A 13658-nucleotide genomic window follows, 5' to 3' on the forward strand; every position below is an offset into this window, starting at 1 on the left:
ACACGTTATGAACATAAGCCGGATCCGGCGCGCCGGGAGAGTGCAAACGAGGGGCCCGGCCACCTGAAGTACAGGTGGCCGGACCCCTCGCGAATGCCGCGGTGGTGCTACTGGTTCTGGTCTTCGCCTCGGTAGTACTCGAAGACCCAGCCGAAGAGGCCGATCAGGAGCAGCGGCGCCGAGAAGTACAGCAGCCACCACCCCATGGCGACGGCGAGGAACGCGAACGCCCCACCGATGGCCAGCGCGAGCGGCTGCCAGCTGTGCGGGGCGAAGAACCCCACCTCACCGGCCTCGTCCGCGACGTCGGCCTGCTTGTCGTCCTGAGCCATCGAGTCGGCACGCTTGGCCGTGAAGGCCAGGTAGAAACCGATCATGATGCTCAGGCCGAAGGCGAGCACGAGGGCCGTGGTGCCCGCGGGCTCCTTCGACCACACGCCGTAGGTGATCGCCATGGCCGCGATGAAGACGCTCAGCCAGATGAAAAGCTGTCCCTGGACCTTCACTTGCCGACCTCCTTGCCGCCGAACAGCGCGGTGTCCTTCTGCCCGTGATTCTCGAGCTGGTCGAGAGCCGCGATCTCCGGGTGGTGCAGGTCGAACGCCGGGGATTCGGAACGGATCCGCGGCAGCGTGAGGAAGTTGTGCCGCGGGGGCGGGCAGGACGTTGCCCATTCGAGCGAACGGCCGTAGCCCCAGGGGTCGTCGACCTCGATCTTCTTGCCGTACTTCGCGGTCTTCCAGACGTTGTAGAAGAACGGCAGCACCGACAGACCCAGCAGGAACGAGCTGATCGTCGAGATGGTGTTCAGCGCGGTGAAGCCGTCGGCGGCGAGGTAGTCCGCGTAACGCCGCGGCATGCCCTCCGCACCGAGCCAGTGCTGGACCAGGAACGTGCCGTGGAAGCCCACGAACAGCGTCCAGAAGGTGATCTTGCCGAGCCGCTCGTCCAGCATCTTGCCGGTGAACTTCGGCCACCAGAAGTGGAAGCCGGAGAACATCGCGAAGACCACGGTGCCGAAGATGACGTAGTGGAAGTGCGCGACGACGAAGTACGAGTCGGAGACGTGGAAGTCCATCGGGGGCGAAGCCAGGATGACGCCGGTCAGACCACCGAAGGCGAAGGTGATCAGGAAGCCGACGGCCCAGAGCATCGGTGTCTCGAAGGACAGTGAGCCCTTCCACATCGTGCCGATCCAGTTGAAGAACTTCACACCGGTCGGCACCGCGATCAAGAAGGTCATGAACGAGAAGAACGGCAGTAGGACGCCGCCAGTGACGTACATGTGGTGTGCCCACACCGTGACCGAGAGGCCGGCGATCGCGATCGTCGCGCCGATGAGGCCGATGTAACCGAACATCGGCTTGCGGCTGAAGACCGGGATCACTTCGGAAATGATCCCGAAGAATGGCAAAGCGATGATGTACACCTCTGGATGGCCGAAGAACCAGAAGAGGTGTTGCCAGAGAATCGCCCCGCCGTTGGCCGAGTCGAAGATATGCGCACCGAATTTCCGATCCGCCTCCAGCGCGAACAGCGCGGCGGCCAGTACCGGGAAGGCGAGCAGGACCAGCACACCGGTCAGCAGCACGTTCCAGGTGAAGATCGGCATCCGGAACATCGTCATGCCGGGCGCGCGCATGCAGATGATCGTGGTGATGAAGTTGACCGAACCGAGGATCGTACCGAAGCCGGAGAAGGCCAGACCCATGATCCACATATCGGCGCCGACACCCGGCGAGCGGACCGCGTCCGACAGCGGGGAATAGGCGAACCACCCGAAGTCGGCCGCACCGTTCGGGGTGATGAAGCCGGCCACCGCGATGATCGAGCCGAGCAGGTACAGCCAGTACGCGAACATGTTCAGCCGCGGGAACGCCACATCGGGCGCGCCGATCTGCAACGGCATGATCCAGTTCGCGAACCCTGCGAACAGCGGCGTCGCGAACATCAGCAGCATGATCGTGCCGTGCATCGTGAACGCCTGGTTGAACTGCTCGTTCGACATGATCTGCGTGCCGGGACGGGCGAGCTCGGCGCGCATGAAGAGTGCCATCACGCCGCCGACACAGAAGAACACGAACGACGTGATCAGGTAGAGCGAGCCGATCGTCTTGTGGTCAGTGGTGGTGAGCCACTTCACCACCACGTTCCCCGGCTCCTTGCGCCGTACCGGCAGCTCGTTCTCGTACGAGTCGTCTGCTGCCTCGGCACCCTGGGGTTGGTTGAGGATGCTCACAGTTTGTTCGTCTCCGCATTCCTGGCCGGGTCCGTCTGCTCGATACCGGCCGGGATGTAGCCGGTCTGGCCCTTCTCCGCCAGCTCCTTGAGGTGCTGCTGGTAGCGCTCCGGAGAGACGACCTTCACATTGAAGAGCATCCGGGAGTGGTCGGCACCGCAGAGCTCGGCGCACTTGCCCATGAAGGTGCCCTCACGGGTGGGGGTCACCTCGAAGGCATTGGTGTGGCCCGGGACCACGTCCTGCTTCATCAGGAACGGCACCACCCAGAAGGAGTGGATGACGTCGCGCGAAGTAAGAACGAAGCGGACCTTCTCGCCCTTCGGCAGCCACAGGGTCGGACCCGGGTTGCCGTTCTGCGGGTTCTCCTCGCCCGGGGTACCGAAGGCGTAGACGCCCTCGGCCCCTTCGGGGAACTGCTTGGTGAACTTGTTCGGGATCGCGTCGAGCTCCTTGGGGAGCTTCCCGCCCGTGGCGGCATTGCCGTCCACGTTCTCCACGTAGTTGAAGCCCCAGCTCCACTGGAAGCCGACCACATTGATGGTGTGGGCCGGCTTGTCGTCGAGCTTGAGAAGCTTCGACTCGTCGCGGGCGGTGAAGTAGAAGAGCACCGAGACGATGATGAGGGGGACCACGGTGTACAGCGCCTCAATGGGCATGTTGTACCGGGTCTGCGGAGGTACCTCGACCTTGGTGCGGCTACGCCGGTGGAAGATGACGCTCCACAGGATCAGACCCCATACCAGCACACCCGTGATGAGCGCTGCCGCCCACGAGCCCTGCCAGAGGGAAAGAATGATCGGAGCCTCTTCGGTGACCGGGGTAGGCATCCCGAGGCGGGGGAAGTCCTCCCATGTGTACGAGCAACCAGAGGCGGTCGCCAGGACCACGCCCACGGTCAGCACCTGGAGCAGCTTCCGCCGCATCGGGCGCCGCGACGAGCGGTCGGAGCCGTTGGGACTCACGTAGCGCCTTCCCGAGAGTCTCGCCCGCGCGGTCGGTTGTGCGGCCGCCTCGCTGGTCGGTCGCCGGCCCTGACGCGGGCAGGGGTTTGGATGTTTATGCGGACCAAACCCTACTGGACGCTATTTGGGGTCGCGCGGGGAGGGTGCCCAACGCGCCGCAGCGCTCCCCGAAGGGATGGAATCTCGGCGGAATACGGGCCTCCGGGGCTTTCCTGACGGCCCCTCCCCTGTCGGCGGGACGCCGGTCCGCCGGGGTGGGGACTAGCGTGGCGGCGTGCCCTACTTCGACGCCGCCTCCTCCACCCCCCTGCACCCCGTCGCCCGACAGGCCCTGGTGGCCTCGCTGGACGAGGGATGGGCCGATCCCGCCCGGCTCTACCGCGAGGGGCGGCGGGCCAGGCTGCTGCTCGACGCCGCGCGGGAAGCCGCGGCCGACGCGGCGGGATGCCGCCCCGACGAGCTGGTTTTCACCTCTTCGGGCACCCGCGCGGTGCACTCCGCGATCTCCGGCGCCCTCGCCGCCCGTCGGCGAGTCGGCGGCCATCTGGTGGTGTCGGCCGTCGAGCACTCCTCGGTGCTCCATTCGGCGGCAGCACATGAGGCCGCAGGCGGTACGTCGACCGAGGTGGCGGTGGACCGGACCGGCGCCGTGTCCCCCGATACGTACGCCCGCGCCCTGCGGGCGGACACCGCGCTGGCCTGTCTGCAGTCCGCCAATCACGAGGTCGGCACCGAGCAGCCGGTGGCCGAAATCGCACAGCAGTGCCGGGCAGCGGGTGTGCCCCTGCTGGTGGACGCGGCGCAGTCGCTGGGCTGGGGAAGGGTGGCGGGCGAATGGTCGCTACTCGCCGCGAGTGCCCACAAATGGGGCGGTCCGGCCGGAGTCGGGCTGCTGGTCGTCCGTAAGGGCGTGCGATTCGCGCCTCAAGGCCCGGCCGACGAGCGCGAGTCGGGGCGGGCGGCCGGCTTCGAGAATCTGCCCGCGATCGTGGCGGCGGCGGCCTCCCTGCGCGCCGTACGGGCCGAGGCGGACCGGGAGGCGGTGCGGCTGCGGGCGCTGGTCGACCGGATCAGGACCCGGGTACCCGAGCTCGTACCTGATGTCGAGGTGGTCGGTGATCCGGTGCGGCGGCTGCCGCATCTGGTCACCTTCTCCTGTCTCTATGTCGACGGGGAGACACTGCTGCACGAGCTGGACCGGGCCGGTTTCTCCGTTTCCTCCGGGTCCTCCTGCACGAGCAGCACCCTGACGCCCAGCCATGTGCTGCGGGCGATGGGAGTGCTGTCGGAGGGCAATGTCCGGGTGTCGCTCCCGCTCGGGACCAGCGCGGAGGACGTCGAGCGTTTCCTCGATGTCCTGCCCGGCGCGGTGAGCGGGGTGCGCGAGCGGCTGGGCGCGCCGGTGAACGTCGCCCCTGTCCGGACCGAAGAGAAAGCTGACGTGTCGCTCGTCGTGGACGCGCTCGGCAGGCGGTGCCCGATCCCGGTGATCGAGCTGGCGAAGGTGATCGGCGACGTCCCGGTCGGCGGGACCGTGACGGTCCTGGCGGACGACGAGGCCGCGCGGCTCGACATCCCGGCGTGGTGCGTGATGCGCGACCAGGAGTACGTGGGTGAGCAGCCGGCGGACCGTGGCTCCGCCTATGTGGTCCGCCGGCGCTCATGACACCCGTGCCGCGCTGATCAGCCGAGGTGCGCCGCGACCTCGTCGCCGGCCTTGTCGCCGTACGCCTTGACGAAGCGCTCCATGAAGCGGGCGCGGCTCAGCGTGTACTCCTGCGTGCCGAGGGTCTCGATGACCAGGGTCGCCAGCATGCAGCCGACCTGCGCGGCGCGCTCCAGGCCGACGCCCCAGGCGAGGCCGGAGAGGAAGCCCGCGCGGAAGGCGTCGCCGACGCCGGTCGGGTCGACCTTCGCGTCCTCCTCCGCGCAGCCCACCAGGATCGGCTCGGCGCCGACGCTCTCGATGCGCACTCCGCGCGAGCCGAGGGTGGTGACGCGGTGACCGACCTTGGCGAGGATCTCCGCGTCGGTCCAGCCGGTCTTGGACTCGATGAGCCCCTTCTCGTACTCGTTGGAGAAGAGGTACGTCGCGCCGTCGAGCAGGGTGCGGATGTCGTCGCCGCTCATCCGCGCGATCTGCTGCGAGAAGTCCGCGGCGAACGGGATGGACCGGGCCTTGCACTCCTCGGTGTGGCGGAGCATCGCCTCGGGGTCGTCCGCGCCGATCAGCACCAGGTCGAGGCCGCCGACCCGGTCGGCCACCTTCTTGAGCTCGATCTGGCGGGCCTCGCTCATGGCGCCCGTGTAGAAGGAGCCGATCTGGTTGTGGTCGGCGTCGGTGGTGCACACGAAGCGGGCGGTGTGCAGGACCTCGGAGATGCGCACCGATTCGGTGTCGACACCGTGCCGGTCGAGCCAGGCGCGGTACTCGTCGAAGTCGGAGCCCGCGGCACCGACCAGGATCGGTCCGGTGCCGAGCTGGCCCATCCCGAAGCAGATGTTGGCGCCCACACCGCCCCGGCGTACGTCGAGGTTGTCGACGAGGAACGAGAGGGAGACCGTGTGCAGCTGATCCGCGACCAGCTGGTCGGCGAAGCGGCCGGGGAAGGTCATGAGGTGGTCGGTGGCGATGGAGCCGGTGACTGCGATACGCACGGCGTGGCTGCTCCTGCGGAGGGCGACGGGGGGACAGTTCACGCTATCGGGTCACCGGCCCTCACACGAAGAGGCAAAACTACCCGATAGTAGGGCTTTTTTCCTGCAACCCTGCCTGCATACGGTGCCAGCACGAGGGTTCGCGTCGATGCGGCCCCGAAAGCCACGGGAGCAGCCCGCATGCAAAAGCACAGCGTCACGGTCCCCGCACCGGTCGAGCTGGACGGCGGCATGGAGGAACTGCGCGGCGACTGCGCCCGCATGGTTCCGCACTGGGCGGTACCCGCGGCGGCGGCGCCCGCTCCCGTGCCGGCCTCCCTGATCCACGGCGTCACCGTGCCGCCGGCGTCCGCCCGGCTGGTGGGCGGGATGTCGGAGTACGGCGGCTGAGCCCGGCGCTCGCGGGGAACCGTGCGCTCCTCCGCTCCGTCCCACCGGTGTCCCCCGTAAATGGGGTGACGGCATACGGCACGGGCCGAGCAGGCGAAGGAGCGATGCGGTGAGCACCGAGCGACCGGACAAGGACGCGGTCAACGCCCCGAGGCGGCGGTCCCCGCTGATCGCCGCCTCGGTGGCCGCAGCGGTGCTGCTGGCCGGGGGCGGCGGCGCGTACTGGGCATCGACCGCCGGGGACGGCGCGGAGGGCGCGAAGAACACCAGCGCGCCCGGCGGTGACGGCGATCCGCCCCCGCTGGCCCTCGACGGCCATACGGAGGGCGACGCACCGGGCATCGCGCCCGGCGAGCCCGACCCGAACGGGGTGACCTACCGGGCCGACGGCGAGCTGCCCGACGGGCCCGACTCCGCTTCCGTGTACCGGGTTTCGGGCGCGGTCACCGAGTCCGACGTGGCGCGGCTGGCCGAGGCACTCGGTGTGGCGGGCGAGCCGCGCATCGAGAGCGGGGCCTGGAAGGTCGGGGTCAGCAAGGACGGCTCCGGGCCGGTGCTGCGGGTCAACAAGGAGGCGCCCGGCACCTGGACCTTCGCGCAGTACGGTCCCGGTCGCGGCGACAACTGCGCCAAGGGCGAGAAGTGCGGCGGCACTTCGGTGGCGCCCGGCGGCCAGGGGAAGCCGGTGAGCGAGGAGGCCGCGAAGGAGACCGCCGCTCCGGTGCTGAAGGCGCTGGGGCAGGGCGACGCCGAGCTCGACGCGGGCCAACTGATGGGCGCCGTACGGGTGGTGAACGCCGACCCGGAAATCGGCGGGCTGCCGACGTACGGCTGGGCGACCGGGCTGCAGATCGGCTCCGACGGGAAACTGGTCGGCGGCAGCGGGCAGTTGAAGGAGCTCAAGAAGGGCGCCGAGTATCCGGTGATCGGCGCCGACGAGGCCCTCAAGGAACTGAACAGGGCCGGCTCGGCGGGCAATGGCCGGATCGGCATCGGCGGCTGCGCCACGCCCGTACCGCACGGGGACAAGGCCGAGGGAGAGATCAAGCCCGAGGCCCCCTGCGAGCCGGACGGCAGGAAGGTACCCGCCTCCCCCGAGCCGGTGGCCGTGGACGGCGCCGCCTTCGGCCTCGCGGCGCAGTACGTCGACGGGCGGCAGGCACTCGTGCCGTCGTGGCTCTTCGAGGTCGATCCGGCGGGTGACACGAAGCCCTTCACCGTCACGCATCCCGCGGTGGACCCGAAGTACCTGGCCAAGCCGCCGGCCGCGCCCCGGGAGAGCGCCACCCCGGCCCCGCCGAAGGGCGAGGCCCCCGCGCGGGAGCAGCACATCGAGTCGTACACCGTCGACGGGCGCAAGCTCAAGGTGCACTTCTGGGGCGGCGTGTGCAGCGACTACGCCGCGAAGGCGTCCGAGGTGGACGGCATGGTGGAGGTGCGGGTCACCGAGCCGAAGCCGGACCCGAAGAAGGCCTGCATCATGATCGCCAAGGAGCTGACCGAGACGGTGACGCTGGACAAGCCGCTGGCGGACCGCAAGGTCGTGGACGAGCAGGGCAAGGCGGTGCCGCGGGCCTGACTCCCGCGCACGCGAACCGGACATCACACAAAACTCCCGCGCACGCGAACCGTTCATCACACGAACCGGCACGCGAACGGCGCGTGCGAAAGCAGGCGACCCCCACCAGGGGCCGCCGTCTTCGCCGTGCCTTGGGGCTTAGTTGAACGAGTCGCCGCAGGCGCACGAGCCAGAGGCGTTCGGGTTGTCGATCGTGAAGCCCTGCTTCTCGATGGTGTCGACGAAGTCGATGGAGGCGCCGCCCAGGTACGGGGCGCTCATGCGGTCGGTGACGACCTTGACGCCGTCGAAGTCCTTGAGGACATCGCCGTCGAGCGAACGCTCGTCGAAGAAGAGCTGGTAGCGCAGGCCGGAGCAGCCACCGGGCTGAACGGCGACGCGCAGTGCCAGATCTTCCCGGCCTTCTTGGTCCAGCAGGGCCTTGACCTTGGCCGCGGCGGCGTCGGACAGGAGAATGCCGTCGCTCACGGTGGTCTTTTCGTCCTGAACGGACATCTACATCTCTCCCGGGTTGTACGGACTGCTTGCCGACGGTTACAACCCGCCGACCCGCGGATTCATTCCGGGCCCGGGGGCTTGTCTTCCCATTCATGCTCGCACACCGAGCCCGCCGGAGGCACGGGAAGGCGACCCCGGGAATTCGTCACATCGACGAAATCGCCATCGTCAACGTGACATGAAGGGGTTATGATAGATAACGTCAAATCGACGAAAAGGCTTGTCCGCAAAGAAGAAAGGGTGCGTGTCGTGACCACCGCCCAGCCACTGGACGTCCAGCCGACGCCCCTCGCCCTGCTCATGCTCGGCCGTGAGGCCGACACCGGGAGCGAGCGCGGTGTGGACTGTCCCGGCGACCTGCCATCCCCCTCGGACCCGGACCTGGTGGAGCGCGCCCGCGCCGCCAAGGAGAAGCTCGGGGACAAGGTCTTCATCCTCGGCCACCACTACCAGCGTGACGAGGTCATCCAGTTCGCCGACGTGACCGGTGACTCCTTCAAGCTGGCCAAGGACGCGGCCGCCAGGCCGGGGGCCGAGTACATCGTCTTCTGCGGTGTGCACTTCATGGCCGAGTCCGCGGACATCCTGACCTCCGACGACCAGGCGGTCGTGCTGCCGGACCTGGCGGCGGGCTGCTCGATGGCCGACATGGCCACCGCCGAGCAGGTCGCGGAGTGCTGGGACGTGCTGACCGACGCCGGCATCGCCGAGCAGGTCGTGCCCGTCTCGTACATGAACTCGTCCGCCGACATCAAGGCCTTCACCGGCAAGTACGGCGGCACGATCTGCACCTCGTCCAACGCGAAGAAGGCTCTGGAGTGGGCCTTCGAGCAGGGCGAGAAGGTGCTCTTCCTCCCCGACCAGCACCTGGGGCGCAACACCGCGGTGCGTGACATGGGTCTGACGCTGGAGGATTGCGTCCTCTACAACCCGCACAAGCCGAACGGCGGCCTGACCGTCGAGGAACTGCGCGCCGCCAAGATGATCCTGTGGCGCGGGCACTGCTCGGTGCACGGGCGCTTCTCCGTCGAGTCCGTCAATGACGTACGCGCCCGCATACCCGGCGTCAATGTGCTGGTGCACCCCGAGTGCAAGAACGAGGTCGTGTCGGCGGCGGACTTCGTCGGCTCGACGGAGTACATCATCAACATGCTCGAAGCGGCCCCGGCCGGTTCGAAGTGGGCGATCGGCACCGAGCTGAACCTGGTGCAGCGGCTCGCCAACCGGTTCGCCGACCAGGACAAGGAGGTCGTCTTCCTCGACAAGACGGTCTGCTTCTGCTCGACCATGAACCGGATCGACCTGCCGCACCTGGTGTGGACGCTGGAGTCGCTGGCCGAGGGCAATCTGGTCAACCGCATCGAGGTCGAGCGCGAGACCGAGCAGTTCGCGAAGCTGGCGCTGGAGCGGATGCTGTCGCTGCCGTAGCCACGGACCGCCGCTGTCCACGTCCGTACGTCCCTGAGGGGCGCCCCCGGCCACCGGGGGCGCCCCTCAGGCGTTCCCGGGGCGAATGCGCCGCCATCGATGACTTCCCGGAGCCCCGGGGGTCTACTTCTTCACAGGAGCAGTCAGCCGTCCGAAGGGATGAGGAACATGCAGTACATGATCCAGATGAACGTGCCCGCCGATCAGTGGGACGTGATGATGTCGTCCTTCTCCCCCGACGACATGCAGCTGATGTTCGCCTACATGGAGACGCTCAACCAGGAGCTCAGCTCGGCGGGCGAACTGGTCGAGGCACGTGGTCTCGGCGGGCCCGGCCTGGTCAAGACGGTACGGGCGGCGGACGACCGACAGCCGCGGGTGACCGAGGGACCCGCCGAGCGGGGCCGCATCCTGGCCGGCTACTGGGTGGTCGAGGTCAAGAACGAGGAGCGCGCCGTGGAGATCGCCGCGCGCGCGTCGGCCTGTCCCGGCCCCGGCGGCAAGCCCGGCAACGACCCGGTCGAGGTGCACGCCGTACCGACAGTGCCGCCGGAGGCCTGAGCGGCCGAAGGCCGTGACCGGGGCGCGCCCCGGTCCCCTCCGCGGGGGCCGGGGCGCGCTGTTGTACTCCGTACCGTGAATCAGACCTTCGCGGGCTCCTGCTCACCGGCGACCGCGTCCGGCTCGGACTGGACCGGGATGCCCGCCTTCGCCGCGCGCTTGGCCGACTTCTTCTTGGCGCGGCGCTCCTTGCGGAGCTCGACCATCGCGTACAGCGTCGGTACGAGCAGCAGGGTGAGCAGCGTCGACGTGATCAGGCCGCCGATCACCACGATCGCCAGCGGCTTCGAGATGAAGCCGCCCTCGCCGGTGATGCCCAGCGCCATCGGCAGCAGCGCGAAGATGGTCGCCAGGGCGGTCATGAGGATCGGGCGCAGCCGGTGCCGCCCGCCCTCCAGGACCGCCTCGACGACACCCAGGCCCTGAATGCGGTACTGGTTGATCAGGTCGATCAGCACGATCGCGTTGGTGACCACGATGCCGATGAGCATCAGCATGCCGATCATCGCCGGTACGCCCATCGGGGTGCCGGTGAGGAGCAGCAGGCCGATCGCGCCGGTCGCCGCGAACGGGATGGAGACCAGCAGGATCAGTGGCTGGATGAGCGAGCGGAACGTCGCCACCAGCAGCATGAAGACGATCGCGATGGCAGCCAGCATGGCCAGGCCGAGCTGGACGAACGCCTCGTCCTGGTCCGAGGAGACACCGCCGATCTCGACGCTCGCGCCCTCGGGCAGCTTCTTCTCCAGCTCAGTGATCTTCGTCTGGAGCGCGGTGGTCACCGAGCCCGTGTCGTCGGCGTCGGGCTTGGCCGTGATCGTCGCCGCGGTGGCGCCGTCGATCCTGGTCTTGGAGACCGGGCCCGGCACCAGCGCCACGTCCGCGATGTCGCCGAGCTTGACCGGGCCGAGGGCCAGGTTCTTCAGCTCGGCCATCGTCTTCGCGGGCTTGGCGGACTTCACGACGACATCGCGCTCGGTGTCGCCGAGGATGGCCTTGCCGGACGTGGTGCCGCGCACCGCCTGGGTGACGGCCGCGCCGAGCGTGGTCTGGTTGAAGCCCGCGTCGGCGGCCTTCTCATTGGCCTTCACGGAGATCCGCGGCACGCTCGTGGCCAGGTCGCTCTGGACGTCGCTGACGTTGTCGAGCTTCGCGACCGCGTCCCTGACCTGCTCGGAGGCCTTCTTGAGGGTGTCCGCGTCACCGGCCTTGACCACGACGCTCAGGTCCTGGCTGCCGAAGCCGCCGCCCGCGCCGACCGAGGTCTCACCGATGCCGTCGAGCTTGGCGAGCTCCTCGTCGAGCCGGTCCTGGGTGGACTCGGCGTCGGAGGCGCTCTTGAGGGTCAGCTGGTACGAGGCCTGGTTGGCCCCCGTACCACCGCCGAAGGCGGCCGCGAAGCCGGACGAGCCGACCGTGACCTGGTAGTCCTTGATCGTGTCGATGGAGCCGAGCACCTTCTCGACCTTCAGAGCCGCCTCGTCGGCGGCCTGCAGGCTGGTGCCGGGCTTCAGCTCCTGGGTGAGTGTCAGGGTGTCCTGCTCGCCCTGGTCGAAGAAGTTGGTCTTCAGCAGCGGCGCCATCGCGAACGTACCGATGAGCACGACGACCGCGATGGCCAGGCTGGTGAAGCGGCGGCGGGTCGCGAAGCGCAGGACCGGCACGTACATCCGCTGGAGCCTGCTGCGGCGCTCCTTCTCCTCGGCCTTGCGGCGCAGGTCGTCCGGGTCGACGCCCTCGGAGCCCCTGGGGGCGCGCAGGAACCAGTACGAGAACACCGGGACGACGGTGAGGGACACCAGCAGCGAGGCGAGCAGCGCCGCCGTGACGGTGATGGAGAACGAGCCGAACAGCTGGCCCACCATGCCGCCGACCAGGCCGATCGGCAGGAACACCGCGACCGTGGTGAGGGTCGACGAGGTGACCGCGCCTGCCACCTCCTTGACCGCGGCGATGATGGCGGAGCCGCGCTCCTCGCCATAACCGAGGTGACGCTTGATGTTCTCCAGGACCACGATCGAGTCGTCGACGACCCGGCCGATGGCGATGGTCAGCGCGCCCAGGGTGAGCACGTTGAGCGACAGGTCCCGGGTCCACAGCACGATCAGCGCGAGAAGCACCGACAGTGGGATGGAGATCGCGGTCACCAGCGTCGAGCGGATCGACCCCAGGAAGACCAGGATCACCAGGACGGCGAAGACCAGGCCGAGCGCGCCCTCGGTGGTCAGGCCCGAGATCGACTTGGAGACGGCCGGGCCCTGGTCGAAGACGACCGTCAGCCCACTGCCGACGCCGAGGCTCTCGCGCAGGTCGGGAAGCTTGTCCTTGACCGCGTCGGAGATGGCGACGGCGCTGCCGTCCTGGTCCATGGTCAGGGACAGCGACAGGCTGGGCTTGCCGTTGGTCCGGGTGATGGACACCGAGGTGGAGGGCTGCTCGTCGACGGTGGCGACGTCACCGAGGCGCACCGGCTTCGGGGGCTTGCCCTGGCCGGTGGGGGCGGCGCTGACGCGCAGGTCCTCGATCTGCTTCAGCGACGTGTAGCCGCCGCCGACCTGGACCGTGCGGCTCTTGCCGTCCTCGGCGAAGGAACCGGCCGGGAGGGTGGCCCCGCCCGCCTGGAGGGCCTGGCCGAGGGCGCCGGCGTCGAGCCCGGCGGTGGCCAGCTTCCTGTCGTCGGGAGTGACGGCGACCTGGAGTTCCTGTACGCCGTCGATGCTGACCTGGCCGACGCCGTCGATGTCCTCCAGTTCGGGGACGACGCTGCGCTCCAGCCGGTCGGCGAGCGCCTGCTGGTCCTTGCCGGAGCTGGCGGCGAGCAGAACGGTCGGGATGTCGTCCGTCGAGCCGGCCACGACCTGCGGGTCGACGTCCTCGGGGAGCTGCGAGCGGGCGCGGTTCACGGCCTGCTGGACATCGGCGACGAGCTGCTTGGAGCCGCTGTCCCCGTAGTCGAACTGCGCCATGATGACGGCGCTGCCCTCGCTCGCCGTGGAGGTGACACCGGTGATGCCGTCCACGGCCTTGATGGTGCTTTCGAGCGGTTCGACGACCTGCTTCTCGACCACGTCGGGGGACGCACCCTGGTAGGGCGCCAGTACGGACACCATCGGGAACTCGATCGTGGGCATCAGCTGCTGCTTGAGCTGAGGGATCGCGATGGCCCCGAAGACGATCGCAACGATCGAAATCAGGCCTGTCAAGGCCCGCTGAGCGAGGCTGAATTTGGACAGCCAGGACATGGGTGGGTCTCTCTTCTGTGGCGTGCGAGGCAGGTGGACGCGGTGGTCCGTCTCTACGATCTGCCATGCGGGCAGAGGCAGCCGTCGCTCGCAGGTGC

11 protein-coding genes are annotated in these 13658 nt (G+C 68.6%); 5 read left to right on the forward strand and 6 right to left on the reverse strand.

Translation table 11 applies throughout. The features are described from left to right. Positions 1–107: 107 nt before the first annotated feature. Genes QMK30_RS06880 through ctaC form a run of 3 tightly spaced genes read right to left on the reverse strand, consistent with a single transcriptional unit; the run spans position 108 to position 3204 of the window. On the reverse strand, positions 108–506 hold the full coding sequence (locus QMK30_RS06880) for a cytochrome c oxidase subunit 4 (protein ID WP_283516268.1): 399 nt from the start codon (positions 504–506) through the stop codon (positions 108–110). Continuing rightward, entirely contained in the window at positions 503–2239 is a 1737-nt protein-coding gene (gene ctaD, locus QMK30_RS06885; protein ID WP_283516269.1) for an aa3-type cytochrome oxidase subunit I, read from the reverse strand. Before ctaD ends, QMK30_RS06880 begins: the two co-directional genes overlap by 4 nt. Further along, on the reverse strand, positions 2236–3204 hold the full coding sequence (ctaC, locus tag QMK30_RS06890; RefSeq protein ID WP_283516270.1) for an aa3-type cytochrome oxidase subunit II: 969 nt from the start codon (positions 3202–3204) through the stop codon (positions 2236–2238). The genes ctaD and ctaC overlap by 4 nt, the downstream gene beginning before the upstream one ends. Positions 3205–3478: 274 nt before the next feature. Between ctaC and QMK30_RS06895 the strand changes: the two genes are divergently transcribed. Further along, complete coding sequence (locus tag QMK30_RS06895; protein WP_283516271.1) at positions 3479–4870, forward strand: cysteine desulfurase/sulfurtransferase TusA family protein; 1392 nt, start codon at positions 3479–3481, stop codon at positions 4868–4870. Positions 4871–4887: 17 nt separating this feature from the next. Here QMK30_RS06895 and QMK30_RS06900 read toward each other — a convergent pair whose 3' ends face one another. Beyond that, positions 4888–5862 carry a carbohydrate kinase family protein gene (locus tag QMK30_RS06900; protein ID WP_283516272.1) on the reverse strand — a complete coding sequence of 325 codons (975 nt, stop codon included), beginning with the start codon at positions 5860–5862 and terminating at the stop codon, positions 4888–4890. Positions 5863–6042: 180 nt separating this feature from the next. Between QMK30_RS06900 and QMK30_RS06905 the strand changes: the two genes are divergently transcribed. Continuing rightward, positions 6043–6252, forward strand: a complete 210-nt coding sequence (locus QMK30_RS06905; RefSeq protein WP_283516273.1) for a hypothetical protein — start codon at positions 6043–6045, stop codon at positions 6250–6252. A gap of 109 nt (positions 6253–6361) precedes the next feature. Beyond that, complete coding sequence (locus QMK30_RS06910) at positions 6362–7831, forward strand: hypothetical protein (RefSeq protein ID WP_283516274.1); 1470 nt, start codon at positions 6362–6364, stop codon at positions 7829–7831. A gap of 138 nt (positions 7832–7969) precedes the next feature. Here QMK30_RS06910 and QMK30_RS06915 read toward each other — a convergent pair whose 3' ends face one another. Further along, complete coding sequence (locus QMK30_RS06915) at positions 7970–8326, reverse strand: HesB/IscA family protein (RefSeq protein WP_283516275.1); 357 nt, start codon at positions 8324–8326, stop codon at positions 7970–7972. A 243-nt stretch (positions 8327–8569) separates the two neighbouring features. Here QMK30_RS06915 and nadA point away from each other — a divergent pair, with 243 nt between their 5' ends. Further along, positions 8570–9757: a quinolinate synthase NadA gene (gene nadA, locus QMK30_RS06920; RefSeq protein ID WP_283516276.1), complete on the forward strand. Its 1188-nt coding sequence runs from the start codon at positions 8570–8572 to the stop codon at positions 9755–9757. A gap of 168 nt (positions 9758–9925) precedes the next feature. After that, complete coding sequence (locus QMK30_RS06925; protein ID WP_283516277.1) at positions 9926–10318, forward strand: YciI family protein; 393 nt, start codon at positions 9926–9928, stop codon at positions 10316–10318. A gap of 80 nt (positions 10319–10398) precedes the next feature. Here QMK30_RS06925 and QMK30_RS06930 read toward each other — a convergent pair whose 3' ends face one another. Beyond that, positions 10399–13560: an efflux RND transporter permease subunit gene (locus tag QMK30_RS06930; RefSeq protein WP_283516278.1), complete on the reverse strand. Its 3162-nt coding sequence runs from the start codon at positions 13558–13560 to the stop codon at positions 10399–10401. Between the last annotated feature and the right edge of the window lie 98 nt (positions 13561–13658).

This window comes from Streptomyces sp. H27-C3 (genome assembly GCF_030063415.1).
Classification (GTDB): Bacteria; Actinomycetota; Actinomycetes; order Streptomycetales; family Streptomycetaceae; genus Streptomyces.

Excerpts from the sequence above, each read along its gene's own strand:
- QMK30_RS06905 (WP_283516273.1), top strand. The coding sequence starts at position 6,043 with ATGCAAAAGCACAGCGTCACGGTCCCCGCACCGGTCGAGCTGGACGGC.
- QMK30_RS06915 (WP_283516275.1), bottom strand. The coding sequence starts at position 8,326 with ATGTCCGTTCAGGACGAAAAGACCACCGTGAGCGACGGCATTCTCCTG.
- QMK30_RS06925 (WP_283516277.1), top strand. The coding sequence starts at position 9,926 with ATGCAGTACATGATCCAGATGAACGTGCCCGCCGATCAGTGGGACGTG.
- QMK30_RS06930 (WP_283516278.1), bottom strand. The coding sequence starts at position 13,560 with ATGTCCTGGCTGTCCAAATTCAGCCTCGCTCAGCGGGCCTTGACAGGC.